The sequence below is a fragment of the Marinobacter sp. MMG032 genome (assembly GCF_040112695.1).
Classification (GTDB): Bacteria; Pseudomonadota; Gammaproteobacteria; order Pseudomonadales; family Oleiphilaceae; genus Marinobacter; species Marinobacter salsuginis.
This window is the reverse complement of record NZ_CP157802.1, coordinates 2,146,530-2,169,630: the sequence shown is the minus strand read 5'-3', so window position 1 is coordinate 2,169,630 and position 23,101 is coordinate 2,146,530. Positions and strand designations below refer to the sequence as shown.

Here is a 23,101-nt window from a genome sequence, read left to right as displayed (position 1 = left end):
AAGGTTAGTAATTGCATCCATCAAAATGAATCTTGGAGAAAGGACGTGGGAACTCTCATGAAGAGCCTGCAGGGCGTTCTCTTGTTTGCGTGCGGCCTGTTTCCGTTGTCTACCGCTGCCCAGGACCTGCCAGGTGTCCAGCTGGAAACCGTCTCGTCGGAAAATATCATCGAGGAAGTGACCCTGAACGGCACGGTAAATGCCCTGCGGGTCTCCGGTTTGTCGGCGGCAGTGGCCGGCCTGCTGGAGGCGGTTCGGGTGGAAACCGGGGACCGTGTTTCCCGGGGCGATGTGCTGGTCGAGCTCGACGATGAGATGGTCACCTGGGAGCTGGCGGCCGCGAGGGCCGATGCGGAAGAGGCACGCAGCCGTCTTGATGAGGCGCAGCGCCGGCTGCGTGAGGCCAGGTCTGTGGGTGCAGGCCGTAATATTGCGGCTACCGAAGTCAGTGCCCGGGAAAGTGAAGTGGCGGCCAGCGAGGCGGCGCTTGCACGCCTGGAAGCCGTCCGCCGACAGGTGGAAGTCCGGGCCGATCGCCATCGCGTGACAGCGCCCTTTGACGGTGTGGTCAGCCAACGCTCACGGGATATTGGTGAATGGGTCACCCCGGGCGACCAGCTGCTGACGCTGGTTGATACCGACAACCTGCGTCTGGATTTCCGGGTACCCCAGTCCTTCTACAAACGTATCGACGACAACAGTCGGCTTCTGGTGCAGAACGGGCAGGAGCTGATCAGAGCAACCATCAATGTTCTGGTGCCGGTCAATGATCCCCAGTCCAGAACCTTTCTTCTCCGCGCGATGAAGCCCGAGTCGGTGAAGCTGCTCCCGGGAATGTCGTCACAGGCGGTTCTGCGGGTGACGACCGGTGAACGTGGCCTGACGGTCTCGCGGGATGCCATCAACCGGTATCCCGAAGGGCGAACCACCGTATGGATCGCCGAACCGGAGGATGAAACTACCTGGACCGTGACCGAAAAGCGGGTGCGTCTTGGTACCGCCTTTGAGGGCCGGGTAGAGGTCACCAGTGGCCTTGAGGCAGATCAGAAGGTGGTGGTCCGTGGCAACGAGTCCCTGAGCGAGGGCATCAGCGTTCGCATTGCCGAGCGAGAGAGACGCTGATGTTTGCCGGCATAATCCGCCACGGCACATTGGTCGCCGTGATTGCCATGATTGTGGCCATCCTCGGGGCCGCCGCCGCACTTCGAATTCCGGTCCAGATGATTCCGGATCTGGAAGTGCGCACGGTGACGGTGGAAACCAGTTGGCCCGGCGCCACGCCCCAGGACATCGAGAAAGACATCCTGATCGAGCAGGAACGGTTCTTGCGTAATGTTCCCAATCTCAGTCGAATGACCTCCACCGCGTCCAGCGGTGCAGCCGAAATCGAACTGGAGTTCCCGTTCGGCGTCGATATCACCGAGACGCTGATACAGATTAACAATGCCCTGAGCCAGGTCCCGGATTATCCGAGAAACGTCGATGAGCCGCGCATCGTGGCGGCGTCCTTCTCCTCCAACGCGTTCATGTATTTCCGCATCGCCACCCTGGAGGGCAACCCCAGGGAACTGGATATCGAACTGATGCGCGATTTTATCGAAGACCGCGTTCGGCCAAGGATGGAGAGTGTTCCGGGTGTCTCCGAGGTCACCGTCGGCGGCGGTGCCGACCGGCAGATGCAGGTTATTGTGGACGAAGCCGCCCTGGCCCAGCGGGGCCTGAGCTTGCTCGATCTGCGTGATGCCATTGTCAGTCGCAACCAGGACATTTCCGGTGGCGAGATTGATGCCGGCAAGCGCCGGTACCTCCTGCGCACGGTGGGGCGCTTTGATGACGTTGAATCCCTGGAGCAACTGGTGGTTCGAAGGCAGGGTGACAGCGTGGTGCGCCTGGGTGAGGTTGCCGAGGTTCGGCAGGGGCATTCACGCATTCGGGAATTGTCCGTTGTTAACGGACAGCGGGTGATTGGCCTGCAGGTTCGTCGCGAGAGTGGGTCCAACGTCATCGATATCAAGCACGCGATGATGGATGAAGTGGCCGCGATCAACCGGGAGGTGCTTGAGCCGGCGGGCATGAGACTGGGCCTGACCGCAGACGATGCCCGTTATGTGGAAGCCTCGGTGGCCAACGTCTGGACCAACCTGGGCATTGGCGCCGCCTTCGCAACCCTGGTGATGTTCCTGTTTCTGCGATCCGGTCGGGCCACGTTTGCCGGGGTGGTGGGCATCCCCCTGTGCGCCATTGCCGCGTTTATCGGGCTGCTGATCACCGGCCGTACCATCAACGTGATTTCCCTGGCGGGCATCGCCTTTGCCATCGGCATGACCGTCGACAACAGCATCGTGGTGCTGGAGAACATCGAGCGACACCGGCGTCTCGGGCTGGACCGTTTCGAATCGGCCCTCAAGGGCGTGCGGGAAGTCTGGCCGGCGGTTCTGGCCTCCACAACCACAACCATCCTGGTGTTCCTGCCGATCCTGTTCATCGAGGAAGAGGCGGGACAGCTGTATTCCGACGTGGCAATTGCGATCTCCGCCGCCATTCTGGCGTCCATGCTGGTGGCCATAACCATCATACCCACCCTCTGTGCCCGGCTGGATTTCGGCCGCCGGGGTGTGCAAACGGATGAATACGGCAATGAGACCTCGGGCAGTTGGAGTAGGGCCGCCATGGCGGCGGTGCGCTGGCTGGTGAATGGCGCGGTGCGTCGTGTTCTGGTCATAGCGGCAACCGTGGGTGTCAGCCTCTGGGTGATCTTCGTGCTGACTCCGCCCGCCGAATACCTGCCGGAGGGTGAGGAACCCAAGACCTTTGCGGCCATGTCCGCGCCGCCCGGCTACAACCTGCAGGATATGGAAGCCATTGCCCAACAGGTAGAGGATTATTTCCTGCCCCACGTGAACGCCGATGGCCAGTCCTATGCCGCCGGCGAGACCAGCGTGCCGCCCATGGCTTATCTCAATATGCAGGTAACGCCAACCCGGATCCGGATCATTGCAGAGACCCTTAACCCGCGGCACATCGAAGCCCTGATGGACGAGATCACCCGGTTCTATGAACAGTTCCCGGGCATGCGAGCCTTCGCGGCCAAAGGTTCCATCATTTCCAGCAACGACGGCGGCACCCGCAGCATCAACCTGGATATCTCCGGCCCGGATCTGGTCTCGGTATACAGCGCCGCGAATGCCGCCTACCAGCGGGCGGAGGAAATCTTCGACAATCCCCGAATCCAGAGCCAGCCCTCCACACTGTCTCTGGCGCAACCGCTGATCCAGATCATGCCCGACTGGGATCGTGCAGCGGAACTTGGCCTGGGTGCCGAAGGCATTGGCTTCACCGTGGCCTCCCTGACCGAGGGCAGCTACGTGGACGACTTCTTCCTGGACGACGAAAAGATCGATATCTATGTGTATGGCAGCGAGGGTCGCAATCCGTCACTGGACAGTCTGCCCGATGTCATGGTGCACACGCCCCAGGGCGCGACCTTGCCCCTGTCCAGCCTCGCCACCATAGAGGAAACCGTGGATACCAGCACCGTCCGCCGGGTGGATGGTCGCCGCACCGTCACCCTGAACGTGATTCCCCCGGACGATGTGCCGCTTGAGGCCGGCGTTGAACGGGTACGCACGGAACTGCTTCAGTCCATGCGCGAAAGTGGTGCCTTGCCGGCGAATGTGGACGTCGATATCTCCGGTGCCAGCGACCAGTTGAACGCCACGCGGGAAGCGCTGACCGGCAATTTCATCATCGCCATCGCCATTGTCTACCTGCTGCTGGTGGCCATCTTCGCCCACTGGGGCTTCCCGCTGCTGATCATGACCGCCATCCCGCTTGGTGTGGCTGGCGGCATCGTGGGCCTGGCCCTGATGAACCTGGTGGGTGGCCTGCTGCCCATGCTCGGCCTGCAGCCTCTGAGGCAGCCCTTCGACATGATCACCATGCTGGGCTTCCTGATCCTGATGGGCACGGTGGTGAACAACCCGATCCTGGTGGTGGACCAGGCCCGCCAGAACCTGCGCCAGAAAGGCGTTACCGTAGTGCAGGCCGTCACCAGCGCCGTACAGACCCGCCTGCGCCCCATCGCCATGACCACCCTCACCACCATCTGCGGCCTCTCGCCTTTGGTGTTCCTGCCCGGTGAAGGCACCGAGCTCTATCGGGGCGTGGGCGCCATCGTCCTGTTCGGCCTGCTGGGGGCCGCAATCGTAACCGTGACCTTCCTGCCCTCACTAACCATCTTCGTGCTGGGCTGGCGGGAGCGGTGGCGTCGCTCCAGAGAGATCTAGCCTCTGAATATCGCCGTCACGCGCCCAGGGGAGGTCTTTCTTCCGGGGAAAAGCAACTCGCTTCGCTCAGACATCTTTTCCCCTGCACAAAGACCTCCCATACCACGCGCCGGCTTCCGCCGGCATTGTTAAGGGCTCAGGCCGCGATGGATTCTCGCTGGTTGGCCCGGACCTCCAAGCGGATCTGGTTGCCGTCCAGCAGGACAGGGTAGGTTTTGACCCTTACGGCATCGTCTTCCAGACAGACACCGGTGCGCAGGCTGAAATGTTGTTTGTATAGCGGCGAGGCCACCACCGTCTCCCCTTTCAGATCCCCGGTAATCCCCCGGGCCAGCACATTGGCGCCGCTGAACGGGTCAGTGTGACTGATGGCAAACAGTGCGGGCAGCCGGTGCGGAAGATAAAACACCGCGACCGGGCCGTCCTCGGTCCAGACCGCGATGCCGGATTCCGGTACCAAATCGTCTACGGTGCAGACGGCTTCCCAACGAGTGCGTGGTTTCATATGTTCCTCCAATGTCTTTATTAGCTGTTCAAGCCGATTCGTCCTAGAAAATTCTGGCTTGTTGCACCCAGGCGTTAACTCTTGGCCGGGTGAGCGTGGGGGTAGATATCTTTCCCCGACAGGAAAAAGGTGTCTGAGCGAAGCGAGTTCTTTTTCCCGAGGGGAAAGATATCTACCCCTGCGCTCCGCCCCTCAACCAAAAATCTACGCGGATTCCAAAACAGGCCGCCGCTGCCCCCGCTCAACGGTCCACTCCTGCATAGGATCCGGCTGAGAAGGCGCATTCACAAACTCCCGGAAGCGCTTCCGCTTTTCCGGATCCTCGACGGCCGTCTTCCACTCGCACTGGTAGGTCCCAACAATCCCCTCCATGTGCTCCTCCAGCTCTGCGCAGATGCCCAGGCTGTCCTCCAGCACCACCTGCTTCAGGTACTCCAGGCCGCCTTCAAGGTTCTCCATCCAGACGCTGGTGCGCTGCAGCCTGTCGGCGGTGCGCACGTAGAACATCACCACCCGATCAATGGTGCGGATCAATTCCTCGTCCGACAGATCCGTGGCAAACAGGTCGGCGTGGCGGGGCCGCATGCCGCCGTTGCCGCAGACGTACAGGTTCCAGCCGTTTTCCGTCGCAATCACGCCAAAGTCCTTGCTCTGGGCTTCGGCGCATTCCCGGGTGCAGCCGGACACCGCCATCTTCACCTTGTGGGGCGCCCGCAGGCCCTTGTAGCGGTCCTCCAGGCGAATCGCCATGCCCACGCTGTCCTGCACGCCGTAGCGGCACCAGGTGCTGCCGACGCAGGATTTCACGGTACGAAGTGACTTGCCGTAGGCGTGGCCGGTCTCGAAGCCGGCGGCGATCAGCTTTTCCCAGATCTCCGGCAACTGGCTCAGGGTGGCGCCAAACAGGTCCACCCGTTGGCCCCCGGTGATCTTGGTGTAAAGATCGTATTCCTTGGCCACTTCACCGAGGACAATCAGCTTGTCCGGGGTGATCTCACCCCCGGGGATGCGCGGCACGATGGAATAGGTGCCGTTCTTCTGCATGTTGGCCATGAAGGTGTCGTTGGTGTCCTGCAGCGGCACGTGATCCGTGGCCAGGATGTGCTCGTTCCAGCAGGTGGCCAGTATCGAGGCCACCGCCGGTTTACAGATGTCGCAGCCGTGGCCCTTGCCATGCTGGCTGATCAGGGTACGGAAGGTGCGAATGCCATTCACCTTCACAATGTGGAACAGCTCCTGGCGGCTGTACGGGAAGTGCTCACACAGATCCTTGCTGACCTCAACGCCGCGCTTTTCCAGCTCGCTGTCCACGACGTTCTTGAGCAGCGCAGTACAGCCACCGCAGCCTGTGCTGGCTTTGGTTTCGGACTTGACACTGCCCAGGTCCGAGCAACCTGCATCAATGGCACCGCAGATGTCGCCCTTGGTGACGTTGTGGCAGGAACAGATGGACGCTGTCTCCGGCAGGGCATCGGGGCCCAGGGCCGGTGCGCCGCCCTGGCTTTCCGGCAGGATCAGGGTTTCGGGATTCTCCGGCAGAGTGATGCCGTTGAGGGCGTATTGCAAAAGGGTGTCGTAGTGGCTGTTGTCGCCTACCAGAATGGCGCCCAGCAGAGTCTTGCCGTCCTCGCTGATCACCATGCGGCGATAGTGGCCGGCCTGCTCATCGTTGAAGCGGATGTTGCGAGCGCCCGGGGTCTGGGCGTGGGCGTCGCCAATGGAACCCACGTCCACGCCCAGCAGTTTGAGCTTGGTGCTCATGTCGGCGCCGGTGAAGCTGGTCTCCCGATCGCCGTTCAGCGCAGCCGACAGGGTGCGGGCCATGGTATAGCCCGGGGCCACCAGGCCGAAAATCTTCTGTTCCCAGAGCGCGCACTCACCAATAGCGTGCACATGCGGATCCGAGGTTGTGCAGTAATTGTCGATCACGATGCCGCCGCGCTCGCCGATCTCCAGGCCACTGGCCCTGGCCAGGGCATCCTGGGGACGAATGCCGGCCGAGAACACGATAAGGTCTGTTTCCAGGAAGGACTCGTCGCTGAAGTTCATCCGCAACCGGGCGTCCTGGCCGTCGACAATGGCAGTGGTTGCCTTCTCTGTGTGCACCTGAACGCCGAGTTCCTCGATTTTGTGACGCAGCAAGGCGCCACCGTCCGCATCCAGTTGCACCGGCATCAGCCGGGGGGCAAATTCCACCACGTGGGCTGCCAGTCCCAGGCTCTTGAGCGCATTGGCCGCTTCCAGACCCAGCAGGCCACCGCCGACGACCACACCGGTACGGGCACCTTCGGAGCTGGCGCGAATGGCATCGAGGTCATCAAGGGTGCGGTACACCAGGCAGTGGGGCCGGTCATTGCCCTCAATCGGCGGCACGAACGGATAAGAGCCGGTGGCCAGCACCAGTTCGTCGTACCGGTAGCTGCTCCGGGGCGTTTCAAGTGTGCGATTTTCCCGGTCAATGCCGGTCACCTGCTCGTTAAGATGCAGTTGAATGCCTTGCTCGGTGTACCACTCCAATGTGCCCATCGCGAGATCGGCGTGGGTGGAACCACCGAAATACTCCGACAGATGAACCCGGTCATAGGCCAGCTGTTTCTCCTCGCCAAACACGATGATTTCGTAGTCGTCGGCCGCCGGACTGGCGCAGAACTGCTCCAGGAAGTGATGGCCGACCATGCCATTGCCGACGACGATCAGGGTTTTCTTGCTCATGGGTCTGTCCTCTTTCGGGGCAGCTGGCTGAAGGCTCATGCCGCTGCTTCGCAGTAGTTCTTGCCGAATGCTATGAAGTCCCGGTACCGGGAAATATCGTCCTGTTGCAGGATGCGCTGGCTGTACCAGGGTCCGTCCCGGGTATCACCAAGCAACACCGCGCCGGTGAGGCGCTGGTTGCGGATGAGTAGTCGGCAATAGTGACTCTGTTCGTGGTCCTGCCAGACCACCGATTCGGTGTCTCCATCGGGGCTGATCTGGCCGCAGGCAAAAATGGGAACGCCGCTGATTTTCAGGCGGGTTGGTGTATCCACCGGCCGATACTTGGCGTCTGGAGTGCTTCCGCTGAGCACGCCTGCAAGCACCTCGGCCTGCTGGTACCCGGGTTCCACCAGCCCGAAGGTGATGTCTCCCAACTGGCAGCACTCGCCCAGCGCAGAGATTGCCGGGTCGCTGGTACGTAGTTGTCCGTCCACCAGAATGCCGCGATCGCATTCCAGGCCCGCAGCCCGGGCAAGCTCTGCAGACGGTGTGATGCCAGTGGCGAAGAGAACCAGATCGGTGCTGATCAGGGTTTCGTCGTCCAGTTGCACCGCCCTGACCATTGATCGTCCAAGCAGAGCCTTGGGAGCAACCGCGGTGCGAACACTCACGCCGCGTTCTTCCATGTGTTGTTGGAGGAGTTGGCCGCCGATCTCGTCGAGTTGGCGGTTCAGGAGATGACTGCTGCGGTGCAGGAGAGTGACGGCCATACCGCGTTGGCGCAGACCCTCAGCGGCCTCCAGGCCCAGGAAACCGCCGCCAATCACCACTGCCCGGCGGTGTCTGCGAGCCACATCGATCAGGGTTCTGGCGTCATCCAGATCCCGAAAGGTCATCACGCCAGGGAGATCCTGGCCCGGCAGCCCCGGTTTCGCAGGGCGCGAACCGGTCGCAAACACCAGATGGGTATAGCGCTGAACCCGACCGGTTGTGGTGGTCACCGTTTTATCTTCACGGTTGACCGAGACCACCGGTTCGCCAGTGAACACCTCAATGCCGTTGTCCCGAAACCAGCTGTCCTGCTGCAAGGTCAGAGCGGCTTCATCGGTTTCACCGGAAAGTAGTCCGGAGAGTTGTATCCGGTTATAGGCAGCGGATGCCTCGCCATTGAACACGATGATGCGGGCAAACGGTCTGACTCGCTCACGGCAGAGAGCTTCCAGCAGGCGTTGTGAAACCATGCCGTGCCCGCAAATCACCAGTGTCGATTCAGTGTGTCCTGTCATTTCGCTCGAACCTGTACTTTTCCGACCAAACAAAAAAAGCCGGAGCATCTATTCCCAGAAGGGAAATCGATGGTCCGGCGCCAATGCCAACAACAATGATCTGATGGTCCGGCCTGATCCTTGGCCGGGACGTTCGTCCTTGCTTCTTGCAAAGCGATCTTCGTGCCAGTTCTTAGAGGCCTTTAAAATCAGTTGGTTAGCTTTTTACGGGTTTGCTCCGGGCACTGTGAGAAGGCGAAAGCTGCCCTGCGACGGGGCGGATTGCACGGTTTTGGGCCAGATGCGGTGGCGCGGTAATTGCTGAGCAGGGGGTATGAGGCTGGTTACAAGGACAACCGGCCTGAACTCGATTGTCGTAATTGAGGCTGTCTGCCTCCGGAGTCTGTCATGAACACCAAACGCGCCCCTGCCCCTAAATCGCCCTCGGCAGGTGATTACCTGATTGCCTCGAAAAGCTGCGAGTTGATGAATCTCCAGTACTTCCTGCAGATGGGCAAACTGGTGCAGTGCATCAGCAATCTGGTACATGCACTGCAGTGCGAGCGGGGTGCCTCTAACGTGTTTCTTGGTTCCTCCGGCGAAAAATTTGCCCAGGAGCGGAAACAGCTGGTCGCGTCGTCGGATCGGCTCCGCTCGGAGTTCGAGCAGGCCCTTGCCGAGATTCACGAGGAACTGACGGCGCATCCAGTCAGTAGTCGCCTGCTTAACCAGCTTGCGAGTGCCCTTCACGGCCTTGAGGGGCTGCCGGAACTTCGGCGGTGTGTGGTTGCCCGGAAAGTCACGGCGGCCTCTGCCACCGAGGATTACAGCACCCTGATCCACAACCTGATTGCGGTGGTCTTTGAGGCTGCGGATACCGCCGTTGACCCCACCATAGCCGGGCTTCTGGTAGCCATGGTACACCTGATGAACGGCAAAGAGTTTTGTGGGCAGGAGCGGGCTGTCGGTTCGGCGGGGTTTTCCAGTGGCCGGTTTGATCGTGCACTGTCAGAGCGCATGGCGCACCTGATTGAGGCGCAAGAGCGCTGTTTTGAGGTGTTTAACAGCTTTGCCGATGACGGTTCCCTGGATCTGTGGGAAAAACTGCGGGAAAACCCTCGTGAGGCGGAGATTGAAAGGCTTCGTCAGCGAGGCACTGCCATTGGTCGCTATAAAGATCTGGATCCGGCCCTGGCCGATGAATGGTTCAGGCTCATGTCTGAGCGGATGGATGAACTCAAAACAATAGAGGATTCCGTAGAGGGCTGCTTTCACGCCCGCTGCACCGAGCGTTTTGCCGACGCCAGAAACTCGCTGGCCCATCAGGAAACCCTGGTTGCCTCCCTGGGTGCCCAGGAGCCGTCGTCCCAACCCATGTTGGTGCTGTGCGATTCCGGAAGCAACCAACAGGCCGGCGAATCCTGGGCCAGCGATGGTGTCGGCCAGCAGTTTGGCCGTTCCATCTTCGACCTGGTTCAGGAGCAGACCCGGCGCCTGCAACAGATGACCGACGAGTTGCAAAGTGCCAGGGAAGCGCTGGAAGACCGCAAAACCCAGGAAAAAGCGGTGCTGCTGCTGATGGAGCATCGCAGGATCAGCAACGACGAGGCCCACCGGGTATTGCGAAAACTGGCCATGGACCAGGGCCGGAAATTGCCCGAGGTAGCCCGGGCCCTGGTCTCCATGGCAGACGTGCTGAAGTGATGGAACAGTCCTAGGCCCTGGCAGCCCGGGCCTTCGGTTGTTTGTCGTCTGAGGCTTCCGGCCTTTCCGGACGGCGTGAAGAGATGTGTTCCAGCTTGCGCTGTTTCTCGTAAAGGAAACGCAGTACCTCCTGCCGGTAATGAACGTACTCCGGGTTGTCCGCCAGAGTCACCCGGTTGCGCGGCCGGGGCAGATCAATGCAGAGATCCTCGCCCACGGTAGCCTCGGGCCCGTTGGTCATCATGATGATCCGGTCTGACAGCAATACCGCCTCGTCCACGTCGTGGGTGATCATGATGACGGTGTTGTTCAACTCCTGCTGAATCTCCATCAGTGAGTCCTGCAGGTGGGCCCGCGTCAGAGCATCCAGCGCGCCGAACGGCTCGTCCATCAGCAGCACACTGGGTTTCATGGCCAGCGCCCGGGCAATGCCCACCCGCTGGGCCATGCCACCGGATACCTCACCCGGTCGCTTATCCGCTGCGTGGGCCATGTTCACCAGTTCCAGATTGTGATGAATCCAGTCACGCCGCTCCTGCTTGCCCATGGACTTGCGGAACACCTGCTGTACTGCCAGCTCAACGTTCTCGTACACCGTCAGCCAGGGCATCAGCGCATGGTTCTGAAACACCACCGCTCGTTCCGGCCCCGGCGAATTCACCTCATGGCCATCCAGTACACAACCGCCCTTCGTGGCCTGAAGCAGTCCGGCGACAATGTTCAGCACCGTGGACTTACCACAACCGGAGTGGCCAATCAGGGATACGAATTCGCCTTTCCGGATTTTCAGATTGATGTTGTCCAGGGCGATAAATGCCCCCTTGGGTGTATTGAACGCCATTTCGACGCCGGTCAGCTCCAAATGTGTTTTGCTCATGTCACTCTCCTATCCAGATATTTATTCGTTCCACGCAACTTTGCGTTGAATCAGGAGCATCACCCGGTCCAGCACAAACCCGATAAAACCGATGGCCAGAACCGCCACCATAATCCGGCTCAGGGACTGGCTGCTGCCGTTCTGGAATTCATCCCAGACGAACTTGCCCAACCCGGGACTCTGGGCCAGCATCTCGGCCGCGATCAGCACCATCCAGGCGATGCCAAGTGATACACGCAGACCGGTGAAAATCATCGGTACCGAAGACGGCAACACCACCTTGCGGACATGTGTCCAGAAAGACAGGCGCAACACCCGTGAGACATTCAGCAGGTCCGGATTGACCGCAGCCACACCAACGCTGGTATTGATCAGCGTGGGCCACAGGCTGCACAGGGTGACCGTGATCATGGAGGTCAGGAAGGACTTCTCGAACATCGGGTCATCGCTCACATAGGTCGCCGAGACCACCATGGTCACCAGTGGCAGCCAGGCCAGCGGCGAAACCGGTTTGAACACCTGGATCAGCGGGTTGACCGCCGCCTGGAAGTGGCGGTTCAGCCCCACCACGATGCCCAGGGGCACTGCGATGGCAGTGGCCACGATGAATCCGGCCAAAACCGTGATCAGGCTGGTTATGATCTGATCGGGGAAAGTTGGTGCGCCCGGGTAGCTTCGGATCCTGACCTCAGCCTCTGGATTGTCTGCCAGAGTGCGGGCGTTCCGCTCTTCCTGCATGGCAATGAACTTGTCGGCCCGCTCGCGCTGGTTGACGTGCTCCTGCCAGAGTTGTCCCGCTTGTTCCCAGACCTGTGCCGGGCCCGGAAAGCTGCCCAGAGAGGTGTCCACCTGGGGCGCGGCCATGTGCCAGAAACCGATAAACACCAGGATCCCTATCAATGGCAGCAGCATCTGGCGTCCGGTAGTGGCGAGCTGAGCGGGTGTCAGCGATGCACCGATGGACTTGAGTCTCTGGCCCAGCCAGCGCGGCGGCTGGGGTGTGTTTCTGGCCGAAGTGATCGTAGTCATGGTTAAAATCTCCTTGCTAACCCGCTTAGGGGGTTTGCGAACCTTTCAGGCCGATGTCGAAACTGTCGATATAGGCGTTTGGTGTCCGGGGGGTGAAGGCGACACCGTCAATCAGCTCTCCCTGGTGCGGGCGCTGGAAGTTTTCGGTCTCGAAATCCGGGAAGTCCGATGCCTCCAAGGTGCCGTCTGCAATGAGTGAACGGGCCGCCTGCTCGTAGATGTCCGCCCGGTAAACCCGGGCTGCGGTTTCCATATACCAGTCGTCTGGCTTGGCCTCGGGTATCTGGCCCCAACGGCGCATCTGGGTGAGGTACCAGATGGCATCGGACGGATAGGGGTAGGTGGCGTGATACCGGAAGAAGACATTGAAGTCCGGAACCTCGCGAATGTCGCCTTTTTCATACTCGAAGGTGCCGGTCATGGAGTTGGCGATCACCGCCTTATCGGCACCCACGTAGCTGGGCCGGGCCAGGATTTTTACGGCCTCTTCCCGGTTGGCGTTGTTGTTCTCATCGAGCCAATGTGCGGCCCGAATCATGGCGCGCAAAAGTCGCAGGTGGGTGTTGGGATAGTCTTCGGCCCACTGCCGGGTAACCCCAAAGACCTTTTCCGGGTTATTCGGCCAGATTTCGTAATCGGTGATCACCGGCACGCCGATGCCCATGAAAACCGCTTGCTGATTCCACGGCTCACCCACGCAGTAGCCCTGGATGGTGCCCGCCTCCATGGTGGCGGGCATCTGCGGCGGCGGAGTTACGGACAGATGCACGTCGGCTTCCAGGGTGCCGCTGGTGTCGCCTCGTTGGGGCGCGTAGTAGCCGGGATTCAGGCCACCGGCCGCCAGCCAGTAGCGAAGCTCGTAATTATGGGTGGACACGGGAAACACCATGCCCATCCGGAACCGTTCGCCCCGATCCCGTGCTGCTTCCACGACCGGCCGCAGCGCGCTGGCGCTAATGGGATGTTCGGGCCTGCCGTCGGCATTGTCGGGGATGTGCTGGCTCATGGTGTCCCAGACATCGTTTGAAACCGTAATGCCATTGCCGTTCAGGTCCATGCTGAAGGCCGTGATGATATCGGCCCGGGTGCCGTAGCCGATGGAGGCGCCAAGAGGCTGGCCAGCGAGCATATGGGCGCCATCCAGTTCTCCGGTGATGACCCGGTCCAGCAGCACCTTCCAGTTCGCCTGCGCTTCAAGTTCCACGAAAAGGCCTTCGTCCATAAAGAAGCCCTGTTCCCAGGCAATTGCCAGGGGCGCCATATCGGTCAGTTTGATAAAACCGAGCTTGAGGTCCGGCTTTTCGGCTGGACCAATCTCCGCCTGAGTCACCGTGCTGACGGTCCAGAAAGTGGCTGTTAGCAGAATTCGAGTCAGCCAGCGGGTGGTTTGTCGTGTAACTGTGGACATGGATATACCTCATTCTGTGTGGCCCAAACGCAAAAACGCCTGCCCTCCGTTGCCGGAAAGCAGGCGCCTGTGCCTGGGGATCAGTTTTCTGTTGAGTCGTAACGCGCGTCTCTGATTCAGGTCTTGCACGGGGCGTGCCAGATCGGAGCTGCACTTTAAATCAGTAAGTTAGAGGGGCGTTTTCACTGAGCGACGGGAATGGGCTGTGGTTACAAGTCTGGTTTTAGTGCGTGGGAGAGCGGTTTTGCACCACTTTGATACCGGAGTTGTTGGTTGACCGGGAGCCTCTGTTACGTTGATGAGGGGGATGGAATCGTTGAGAGCCGCCTTATCCGGTATCTGACATCCGCCACCTTCCCCCGTGATCCGAATGGCCCTTTTATTGCAGTCGTAAATGCGACTGTTCACGACAACGTAATTCCATTGGCAAAGAAGCCCGCCCCAGATGCACTTTCAAGGCATCCGGATTGGCGGGCTTTTTTTATGAAACGCGAGGAGATCCTGTGACCGGTATCAACCAGAGACCGGCGACGGTTAAAACCACCTGTCCATATTGTGGCGTGGGTTGTGGAGTCAATGCGGCGCCGTCTGCAACGCGGGGGGATGAGACTCATCCAGCGAACCTGGGCCGCCTGTGCGTGAAGGGCTCCGCCTTGCACGAGACTCTGACTCCGGATGAAAGATTACTGAGCCCCGTTGTTCATGGTCGAGAAAGCACCTGGCCGGAGGCGGTGGCGGAAGTGGCCCGGCAGATTCGTGAATCCGTGGCTCTTCATGGGCCCGGTTCAGTGGCCTTCTATCTTTCCGGTCAGTTATTGACGGAGGACTATTACGTGGCCAACAAACTGTCCAAGGGGTTTATCCGAACGCCAAACGTGGATACCAATTCCCGCCTGTGTATGTCGTCTGCTGTTGCTGCCCACAAACGGGCCTTTGGCGGGGATCTGGTTCCTGGCTGTTATGAAGACCTGGAGCTGGCCGACCTGTTGGTGCTGGCGGGCAGCAATGCCGCCTGGGCGCATCCGGTGCTTTATCAACGAATGCAGGCTTCCAAGCGACCCGGCCGCCGGGTCGTGGTGATTGATCCGCGCAAGACCGCGACCAGTGACCTGGCGGATCTCCACCTTGCTCTCCGTCCTGGGACAGATACCGTGCTGTTCAATGGTCTGCTGGTCTGGCTGGCGGATCACCACGCTCTCGATCAAGGTTACCTCGCGCACCACTGCGAGGGATTTGACGCCAGCCTCAGCGCTGCCAGATCTGCGGCCCCCTCGCCCGATGCGGTGTCCAGGGTCTGTGAACTGCCGGTCGAAGATGTCATCACCTTCTACCGATGGTTCGCAGAAGAGCAGCGCACGGTGACGGCGTTCTCCCAGGGCATCAACCAGTCTTCAGCCGGCACGGATAAAGGCAACGCCATTATCAATTGCCATCTGGCTACAGGCCGGGTGGGCAAACCAGGCGCCAGCCCCTTTTCCCTGACCGGCCAACCCAATGCCATGGGAGGCCGGGAAGTTGGCGGGCTGGCCAATACCCTTGCCGCCCATATGGACTACGACAGTCCCGGTGCACGGGACCGCGTGGCCCGGTTCTGGGAGACGGAGGCGGTCGCGGATGGGCCGGGCATGAAAGCCGTCGACCTGTTCGATGCGGTTGAGCGGGGTGACATCAAGGTGTTGTGGATCATGGCCACCAACCCTGCGGTCAGTTTGCCGGAGACCCATCGTATCCGGCGGGCCCTGGACCTGTGCCCCACTGTCATTGTGTCGGACTGCGTCAGGAATACGGACACCGCCAGCCATGCGGACATCCTGTTGCCGGCGGCGGGTTGGGGTGAGAAAGACGGCACGGTTACCAATTCCGAACGCTGCATTTCCCGTCAACGGCGCTTTCTGCCGCTGCCCGGAGAGGCCCGGCCGGACTGGTGGATAGTCAGTGCGGTGGCCCGCGCGCTGGGACACCAGGCGGGGTTTGACTATGATCGTCCTGCGGACATTTTCCGGGAACATGCCCGGTTGTCGGGGTTCGAGAATGACGGTCAACGTTTTTTCAATATATCCGGGTTGGCGGATCTGACCGACGAACAATACGAGGCCATGGAGCCTGTGCAGTGGCCGGTTACCGAACCAACCTCCGATTCCAGGCGACTTTTCACTGACGGTCGGTTTGCTACCGCCACCGGTCGAGCCCGCCTGATCCCGATTGCCTCTCGATTACCGGCCGGAAATCCTGGTGAAGCGTTTCCGTTGATCGTGAATACGGGCCGTATCCGTGACCAGTGGCACACCATGACGCGAACAGCTCGGTCCAGCCGGTTGCTGGCCCACCGCCCCGAACCGTTCATTGAGGTACATCCCGAGGATATTCGGGCGCTTTCCCTCACGCCCGGGGCATTGGCGACACTGAACAGTGCCCATGGGCCCTTTGTCGGCCGGGTGCGCAGTGCGCCGGAGCAGCGACGTGGCGAGGTGTTTGTGCCAATCCACTGGAACGATCAGTTCACCGGGCAGGGTCTGGCTACAGCGCTTACTGACAGCCTGGTGGACCCGATATCCGGGCAACCGGAGGCCAAGCACGGTCGTGCCACCCTTACCCACTGGCCTGCCCGCTGGCATGGACGTTTGCTGGTGCGACGGGATCGTCCGAAACGCTGGAAGGCAGACTACTGGGCCAAACAGGTCCTGCCCGATTGCGATAGCTGGTTCGTTGCCGGGCAGTGCAGCATGGATTGGGAAAGTGCTGTGCCGGACTGGCTCGGCGGCCAGCCGCAGCTGGTGATGGAGGATGTCCGCGAAGGCCGCTTCCGGGCCGCGCGCTTGCGCAATGGCCAGTTGGAGGCTGTGCTCTTGGTGGATCGTGACCCGGACGCTCTGCCATCGGTGGACTGGCTGGTCAGCTGCTTTAGCCAGCCAGAGCTTGACGAGGCGAGTAGGCGTGGCCTGCTGGCGGCAAAGGCCGTGGATGGGGATGATGCAGGCAACCTGGTTTGCAGCTGTTTCCAGGTCGGGGACCGACAGATTCAGCGGGCAATCGGGCGGGGAGCCAACAGCGTTGATGCTCTGGGTCGGGAGCTTCAGTGTGGCACCAACTGCGGTTCCTGTGTGCCAGAGATCCGGAGCCTCCTCGATTCGGCTACCGAGGCGGTGTAAGCGGGCTCAGCATCTGCACGGGGACCCTGTAACGAACTCCTTTTGAGTGCCCGATACCGTCCACGGTACAGGTCTTGCGATTGACCCGGATAATCTGCCCGTGCAGCTCCCGCCGGCCGGTACCGAATCGTACGGTATCTCCCACCTGCCAGTGGGCCATCTGTTGCCTTGTGTCCACAGGTTCGAACGGCGTATCCGGTAGCGTCAGGTCCTGTTCCCTTGCCCTTTCTGCCAGGGCCTTACGGGTAGTTTGCGCAGCCCCGCTCTCGTGCAGCTCATCAAGAATGGTGTAGAAATGGCGGTTGTGCACCGATCCCCAATACCGCTGACCGGCACTTTGCTGCAGGAGATGCGCAAACTCATGGCAGCAGGTGTGCGCCAGCAGATTCAGGGTGCTCAGTTCCCCACCAAAGTACCCACGTTTCCGGATCTCCCGACCCGACAACCAGCCGCTGGCCGTCTCTGGCTGGTGCTTGGCGGCAATCATGCGGGCGCCGTAGGTGATCACATGCTGTCGATCGCGAGAATCGTAACGGTGGTAGGTGGCCTGGCCCGAGCCGACCCGGCAATGCAGGAAACTGCCCGGATTGCGTTCCCGGACCCACTGCTCCGCCGGTTGCCAGAGCCAGTCCCGGGTGACGGTGCACATGAGCTCACCAAGGCTGATGGCGGTCTGGGTTGGTAGGGGCGTTTTCTGCAAACTCGGGTACCTGGCTACTTCACGGATGCTTATGAACAGACAAGCTTAACGTTCGAATTTGGGGTTTGCTATGGTCTAGCTCGGCAATATTATGCGGTGGCACTGATTATCGACCTTGGGAAAGGTCAAGCTAAGTCGATACTTGAATGACATATTCCATTCAGACAAACTGTCACCATATATAAATAAGTGGTGACGATTTGTCTGGCTCCGACTCCGCCCGATCTTCGAGGTCAGAACTCCAAAGCCTGTTCCGAGAGCACGGCGGCCAGCTCCGCCTGAGCGAGGCGCTGGCTCGCGGCTATAGTCGTTACCAGTTCTACCAGCTCCGGGACGAAGGGCTGATCGAGCCGTTCAGCCGTGGCCTCTACCGGCTGGCGGATCTGCCCCAGGTCGAAAACCCGGATCTGATGGCCGCCGCCACGCGTTTCCCCCATTCTGTACTTTGCCTGATTTCCGCGCTGGACTGGCACGGCATCACCACCCAGATTCCTCACCAGGTACATCTGGCTGTGGAACGGGATGCCCGCCTGCCGGTGCTGGACTATCCGCCGGTGGCAGGATACCGGTTCTCCGGGCGGGCTTTCAGTGCAGGCATTGACCGTGTGGACGTGGATGGCATCGTCCTCAACGTCTACAACCCTGAGAAAACCCTGGCGGACTGTTTCAAGTTCCGCAATCGCATCGGCATAGATGTTGTGCTGGAGGCCCTGGAGCTTTATCGCACCCGTAAAACCTTCCTACCGGGTAGACTAATGGAATACGCCAGAATCTGCCGGGTCGCCAATGTGATGGCGCCCTATCTGGAAGCCAAACGAGAGATGCTGGCCAAGGTCTTGTAGTAGTCTCTTGTCGATTGAGTAAAAAAGGAATATTTTATACTCATGGACGTGTTTGAATTTGACGGAACCAAAAGCCAGGCCAACCTGGACAAGCACGGTATTGATTTCGTGGATGCCCAGCAGCTGTGGAAAGACCCGTATTTGCTGGAAGTAAAGGCAAAGTGCGTGGATGAGCCCCGATATCTGCTAATTGGCAAGATTGGGGACAAGCACTGGTCGGCCGTTGTGACTTACCGGGCGGGGCGTACTCGCCTGATTTCGGTCAGGCGTTCCCGCAAGAAAGAGGTTGAGCTTTATGAAAGCTAAAGATTTTGACAAGAAGTTTGATGAGGGCCAGGAAGATATTGTCGGGGATCTTGATCTGTCTTCTGCAAGGCGGGTGAATCAGGAACAAAAGCGAATCAATGTTGATTTTCCGGCCTGGGTCGTGGAGTCTCTGGACCGTGAGGCAGCACGTATTGGCGTTACCCGCCAATCGATTATCAAGGTCTGGCTGGTGGAGCGTTTACAGGCTGAGGCGGCTAATAAGCCGCTCAATTAAGACAATGCCAGTGGTGTTAACTAGCGGCAAATATTATTGGTGCCTCTCGTGAACCGTCAGTGTGGATAAAACTTCGTAGAAAACGTCATCATCGGTGCTAATCGTAATCCATGATGAAGGGTGGCTCGACGTGGCGATAAACGCAGTGGTGTAGCCGTTTACAGTCGCAGAGAACCCATAGACTCCTTCGCACAAATCCAGTTCTGTCACGTCACCAGAGGATTTTTGTGCTTCCTTGTAACCCTGTCTAGACCTCCTCTAGTGCCGTTGAAAAGTCGGCGTTGGTTTCCATCGTCGCTACAGAGCCCACTAAATCCGAGCCGCGCCAAATCTGTGTTTCAGAAGGTTGGATATCGACAGTATCGAAATGTCTGCTATTGAACTCGAACGCAATACCATTGGAAGTGCGAAACTCGGTGGCTTGTTTATAAAGAGAAGCACAACCCGAGATCAGGCTGATCCAAAAAATCCCGCAAGCGATGTGCGCTTTCTTTGACTCGATGCCAAAGCAGTTCATAGGGCCGTCCCTGCTCTTCGTTCCTTGAAGCTCCAAAGCTGGTGCTCCGAGGACCCTCTGGTCTCCGGAGCACCTATTCCGCTCACTGCGAATACACTTACGCCTCGATTGGCGAACGCCAGTCATCAGCACCGGAAGTACCGGCAACGGCGTGCTCCCAGGTTACCTTGCGGTAGGACAGGGAAACGGTCACCAGCTGGGTGAAGTCGGCGTTGCCGGCATCCTGGCAGTGGGGCATGTTGCAGTTGATGTCGATGATGGTGGCATCTTCGAGGATGGTGGAGAAGAAGTGCTCCTGCTTGCCCTCAACGGAGGTGCGGTACCACTTCAGCTCGACCTTGGGCAGCATCTCGCCGGAGGCGAGGGCGTTGTACATCAGCGGGGTGGCCTTGTTCAGGGCGGAGGTGAACTTGAACGGCTTGTGCACGCGCTGACCGGATGGCTGACCGGACTGGGGATCGGTCGGTACGGTAACAACGTGGCTGAATTCCTGCACCAGCACTTCGTCTTCGTGGCCTTCCACGTAGATGTTACCGACAGAATCGGACGTGAATGCGCCGGCGGTGATGTTGCCCTGGGTCTGGCCTTCGATGCTGATATAACAAGGAGTTGGCATAGTCTGCTCCATGACTTGTGAATGAATAGCGTCCCCGGGTGTTCCCTGGACGCGGACTTTCATTACAAAGCCTGTGCCAGAAGAGGAAATAGTTTTTAAAACAGTGGGTTATCTTTTTTCTCGGAGATGTCCCCGGCGGGCCAGGCAACCGCGCGCCCGAACGCCGGGCGAAGGATTGCTGGTGGGGCAAAAACTTGCTCGGGCAATACCCGCTTCAGCCCAGGCCGAGGGCTGCCAGCAACGCCAGGAGCAATAACGCGGATACACCCTGCCAGAAGGCCACGGGATTGCGCTCCATTAACGGCGGCCGATGACGCTTGTGCCAGTCGACGGATGGGTGTCGCAGGTTGTACAGGTATTCCGAGAGCGCCGGGTAACGTCTGTGGGCCTGAGGGTGAACCGCTTTTTCAATTGTATCGTCGACCCAGGCGGGAAGATTCTCACGTAAGTGTCTCGCGGGCCGGTAGTTCAGCCCGCGAAGCTGGTTCCGGCTATGGATTTTCGGTACTTCCGCGCCATAGGGAAGCTGGCCGGTGAGCAACTGGTAGGTAATCACGCCCAGGGAGAACTGGTCTGATAGCCAGCTGCCGGGCTCGCCGAGAAAGGTCTCAGGGGCACTGTAAAGGGCGGCCCCCCGAGGAACCGCCTGTTCGCCGATCTCAGAGTCCTCAAGGCCGGCGACCCGGGTGGCACCGAAATCAATCAGCGTGACAGTGCCATGGGGATCCACCAGCACGTTTTCCGGCTTCAGGTCCTGGTGCACCATTTCAAGCCGGTGGAATGCCCTCAAGCCTTTACCAATCTGCTCAACGAGATCACGCACGGTATCAAGTGTCGGAGCCGGGTTGTCCAGCATCCATTGCCGCAAGGTACAGCCTTCCACGAACTCTGTGGCCTGGTAGAGAAAGCTGGGTCGTTGGCTGGACTGGAACGGTCTTGCGACATGAGCGCTGCTGATTCGCCTGGCAATCCACTGCTCGGTGGAAAACTGTTCCAGGTAGACCGGATCGTGTCTCTGTTCCAGTGAGGGCATCTTCAGCACCACCCGGGTATCGGTTTCCTCATCCACCGCCAGGTAGACATGGCTGCGGCTGCTGGCGTGAATCTGTCTCAGAATCCGGTAACCGTCCAGATGTTGGCCCGGCTGAAGTTCCGGCGCAAAGGGCAGCTGGGCCAGCTGGTGAAACAGCTCGCTGCTTTCCGGAACCGCGGGGACCGAGTTCACCCGGATGATCTGGGCGGTCAGGTTGTCATCACTGCCCTGTTCGAGGGCCTGGGCTGCCAACCGGCGGGCGGCAGCGTCCAGATCATCGCCAGATTCCCGGATGATACCGGCCATGGTTCGCTCATCCAGGTGCTCATGGATGCCGTCGGTCGCCAGCAAAAAGGTATCGCCGGGCTGGATCGGCAGGCTTCGATAATCGATATCCAGTTGATGGCCAATGCCCATGGCCCGGGTCAGGCAGCTCTCTTCCGGGGAGAGCCAGAGCCGGTGATCGGTGCTGAGCTGTTCAAGTTGGTCGTGGTGAACCCGGTAGATGCGGGTGTCGCCGATATGAAACAGATGTGCGGTGGCGGACCTGAGCACCATCACGCTCAGGGTACAGACATAGCCTCGGTCGCGGTCATAGCGGTATTGGCTTTGCCGGGTCTGGGCATGAAGCCAGGCATTGGTTGCGAGCAGCACCCGTTGGGCGGACTGTTTCACCGACCAGCTTTCTGGAGTGGAAAAGTAGTCGCTGAGGAAACCCGCGACGGCGGACTCGCTGGCAATCTGGCTGACATTGCTGGAGCTTATGCCGTCGGCGATGGCAACGGCGATGCCTTTGGTGATCAGCTGGTGGCCCTTTGGCACCAGTAAACCGTGGAAGTCCTGGTTGACTGGTTTGACGCCAGCGTCGGAGTACTGGCCGGCGGAAATGGAAAGGGAGCTGGTCATTGGGAAACGGCATTTCCTCGAACAAGGAAAACGCAACTCCGGCGGGTGCGGCAGCCGGAGTTGCAGGAAGCCCCGACTCAGTTGGTGCGGGCCAGGGCAGCGTCGTTGTAGGCTGCCGCAACCTTGCGCTTGGGCGCGGTGCGCACATGGGTGGTGTAGAGGGTCAGGCCGGTAAAGGCGAGGCCGCCCACCAGGTTACCCAGAACGGTGGGAATCTCGTTCCACCACAGGTAGTCCATCACCGAGAACTCGCCACCCATGATGATGGCAGACGGGAACAGGAACATGTTCACGATGGAGTGCTCGAAACCCATGAAGAAGAACAGCATGATGGGCATCCACATAGCCAGTACCTTGCCACTGACGCTGGTGGAAATCATGGCGCCAACCACGCCCATGGAGACCATCCAGTTGCACAGCATGCCGCGAATGAAAATGGTGGCCCAGCCGGCAGCACCGAACTCCGCGTAGCCAAGCGTGCGCGCTTCACCAACACTGGCGATCTTCGCGCCAACGGCACCGGGATCGGTATTGAAACCGTAGGTGAAGATAAACGCCATCATGAAGGCGACGGTCAGTGCGCCGCCCAGATTGCCAAGGAATACCCAGCCCCAGTTGCGCAGTATGGCTGCCGGGGTTACGCCGGGGCGTTTATCAAGCAATGCAAGGGGCGTGAGCATGAACACGCCGGTCAGCAGGTCGAAGCCCATCAGGTAAAGCATGCAAAAGCCGATCGGGAACAGGATGGCGCCGATCAGGAACACGCCGGTCTCGACCGCTACGGTAATGGCAAACGCGGCAGCCAGCGCCAGAATGGCGCCCGCCATAAAGGCCCGAATCAGTGTGTCCCGCGTTGACATGTAGATCTTGGATTCGCCGGCGTCGACCATTTTGGTGACGAACTCCGAAGGCACGATGTAAGACATAATGTTTCCTCTGACTTCTCTCGGATGGCCGGACTTTTCAAGCGGCCAAAAAAAACGGCGGTACCCGGTGCCTGCAATTTGCAGGTGCGAGTAGACGCCGTCG

General features: G+C 59.8%; 18 protein-coding genes. 7 read left to right on the top strand and 11 right to left on the bottom strand.

Annotation, left to right across the window (positions count from 1 at the left end; genetic code table 11):
• The first annotated feature begins 57 nt into the window (after positions 1-57).
• Together ABNF92_RS10030 and ABNF92_RS10025 are read left to right on the top strand one after the other, a co-directional pair.
• On the top strand, positions 58-1,122 hold the full coding sequence (locus ABNF92_RS10030; RefSeq protein WP_349342052.1) for an efflux RND transporter periplasmic adaptor subunit: 1,065 nt from the start codon (positions 58-60) through the stop codon (positions 1,120-1,122).
• Complete coding sequence (locus ABNF92_RS10025) at positions 1,122-4,286, top strand: efflux RND transporter permease subunit (protein ID WP_349342051.1); 3,165 nt, start codon at positions 1,122-1,124, stop codon at positions 4,284-4,286. The genes ABNF92_RS10030 and ABNF92_RS10025 overlap by 1 nt, the downstream gene beginning before the upstream one ends.
• A gap of 136 nt (positions 4,287-4,422) precedes the next feature.
• Here ABNF92_RS10025 and nirD read toward each other — a convergent pair whose 3' ends face one another.
• The 3 genes from nirD to ABNF92_RS10010 form a co-directional block, all read right to left on the bottom strand.
• Positions 4,423-4,791: a nitrite reductase small subunit NirD gene (gene nirD / locus ABNF92_RS10020; RefSeq protein WP_349342050.1), complete on the bottom strand. Its 369-nt coding sequence runs from the start codon at positions 4,789-4,791 to the stop codon at positions 4,423-4,425.
• A 204-nt stretch (positions 4,792-4,995) separates the two neighbouring features.
• Entirely contained in the window at positions 4,996-7,503 is a 2,508-nt protein-coding gene (gene nirB / locus ABNF92_RS10015) for a nitrite reductase large subunit NirB (protein WP_349342049.1), read from the bottom strand.
• Between the two features lie 35 nt (positions 7,504-7,538).
• Entirely contained in the window at positions 7,539-8,771 is a 1,233-nt protein-coding gene (locus ABNF92_RS10010) for an FAD-dependent oxidoreductase (RefSeq protein ID WP_349342048.1), read from the bottom strand.
• A 387-nt stretch (positions 8,772-9,158) separates the two neighbouring features.
• Between ABNF92_RS10010 and ABNF92_RS10005 the strand changes: the two genes are divergently transcribed.
• Positions 9,159-10,454 (top strand): nitrate- and nitrite sensing domain-containing protein, encoded by a 1,296-nt coding sequence (locus ABNF92_RS10005; RefSeq protein ID WP_349342047.1) that lies wholly within the window; start codon positions 9,159-9,161, stop codon positions 10,452-10,454.
• A gap of 10 nt (positions 10,455-10,464) precedes the next feature.
• Here the strand turns inward: ABNF92_RS10005 and ABNF92_RS10000 are convergent, their stop codons facing one another.
• Genes ABNF92_RS10000 through ABNF92_RS09990 form a run of 3 tightly spaced genes read right to left on the bottom strand, consistent with a single transcriptional unit; the run spans position 10,465 to position 13,768 of the window.
• Positions 10,465-11,331: an ABC transporter ATP-binding protein gene (locus ABNF92_RS10000; protein WP_349342046.1), complete on the bottom strand. Its 867-nt coding sequence runs from the start codon at positions 11,329-11,331 to the stop codon at positions 10,465-10,467.
• A 21-nt stretch (positions 11,332-11,352) separates the two neighbouring features.
• Positions 11,353-12,360 carry an ABC transporter permease gene (locus ABNF92_RS09995; protein WP_349342045.1) on the bottom strand — a complete coding sequence of 336 codons (1,008 nt, stop codon included), beginning with the start codon at positions 12,358-12,360 and terminating at the stop codon, positions 11,353-11,355.
• 25 nt (positions 12,361-12,385) lie between these two features.
• Positions 12,386-13,768 carry a CmpA/NrtA family ABC transporter substrate-binding protein gene (locus ABNF92_RS09990; protein WP_349342044.1) on the bottom strand — a complete coding sequence of 461 codons (1,383 nt, stop codon included), beginning with the start codon at positions 13,766-13,768 and terminating at the stop codon, positions 12,386-12,388.
• A 503-nt stretch (positions 13,769-14,271) separates the two neighbouring features.
• Between ABNF92_RS09990 and ABNF92_RS09985 the strand changes: the two genes are divergently transcribed.
• Complete coding sequence (locus tag ABNF92_RS09985) at positions 14,272-16,917, top strand: molybdopterin-dependent oxidoreductase (protein ID WP_349342043.1); 2,646 nt, start codon at positions 14,272-14,274, stop codon at positions 16,915-16,917.
• On the opposite strand, the gene ABNF92_RS09980 is transcribed toward ABNF92_RS09985, so the two are convergent.
• Positions 16,901-17,617, bottom strand: coding sequence for a hypothetical protein (locus ABNF92_RS09980; protein WP_349342042.1), 717 nt, complete (start codon positions 17,615-17,617; stop codon positions 16,901-16,903). The two genes, ABNF92_RS09985 and ABNF92_RS09980, sit on opposite strands and share 17 nt — an antisense overlap.
• A gap of 200 nt (positions 17,618-17,817) precedes the next feature.
• On the opposite strand from ABNF92_RS09980, the gene ABNF92_RS09975 reads away from it, so the two are divergent.
• From ABNF92_RS09975 to ABNF92_RS09965, 3 genes are read left to right on the top strand one after another with little or no spacing between them, the layout of a single operon-like run.
• Positions 17,818-18,459 (top strand): type IV toxin-antitoxin system AbiEi family antitoxin domain-containing protein, encoded by a 642-nt coding sequence (locus ABNF92_RS09975; RefSeq protein ID WP_349342041.1) that lies wholly within the window; start codon positions 17,818-17,820, stop codon positions 18,457-18,459.
• Between the two features lie 42 nt (positions 18,460-18,501).
• Entirely contained in the window at positions 18,502-18,765 is a 264-nt protein-coding gene (locus ABNF92_RS09970; protein ID WP_069182562.1) for a BrnT family toxin, read from the top strand.
• Complete coding sequence (locus ABNF92_RS09965) at positions 18,755-19,000, top strand: CopG family transcriptional regulator (RefSeq protein WP_136630415.1); 246 nt, start codon at positions 18,755-18,757, stop codon at positions 18,998-19,000. Before ABNF92_RS09970 ends, ABNF92_RS09965 begins: the two co-directional genes overlap by 11 nt.
• A gap of 247 nt (positions 19,001-19,247) precedes the next feature.
• On the opposite strand, the gene ABNF92_RS09960 is transcribed toward ABNF92_RS09965, so the two are convergent.
• The 4 genes from ABNF92_RS09960 to ABNF92_RS09945 form a co-directional block, all read right to left on the bottom strand.
• Complete coding sequence (locus ABNF92_RS09960) at positions 19,248-19,517, bottom strand: hypothetical protein (RefSeq protein ID WP_349342040.1); 270 nt, start codon at positions 19,515-19,517, stop codon at positions 19,248-19,250.
• A 97-nt stretch (positions 19,518-19,614) separates the two neighbouring features.
• Positions 19,615-20,133, bottom strand: coding sequence for an Hcp family type VI secretion system effector (locus tag ABNF92_RS09955; protein WP_008176957.1), 519 nt, complete (start codon positions 20,131-20,133; stop codon positions 19,615-19,617).
• Positions 20,134-20,347: 214 nt separating this feature from the next.
• Positions 20,348-22,072 (bottom strand): bifunctional protein-serine/threonine kinase/phosphatase, encoded by a 1,725-nt coding sequence (locus ABNF92_RS09950; protein ID WP_349342039.1) that lies wholly within the window; start codon positions 22,070-22,072, stop codon positions 20,348-20,350.
• 77 nt (positions 22,073-22,149) lie between these two features.
• Positions 22,150-22,998 carry a formate/nitrite transporter family protein gene (locus ABNF92_RS09945; protein WP_069182566.1) on the bottom strand — a complete coding sequence of 283 codons (849 nt, stop codon included), beginning with the start codon at positions 22,996-22,998 and terminating at the stop codon, positions 22,150-22,152.
• Positions 22,999-23,101 lie beyond the last annotated feature (103 nt).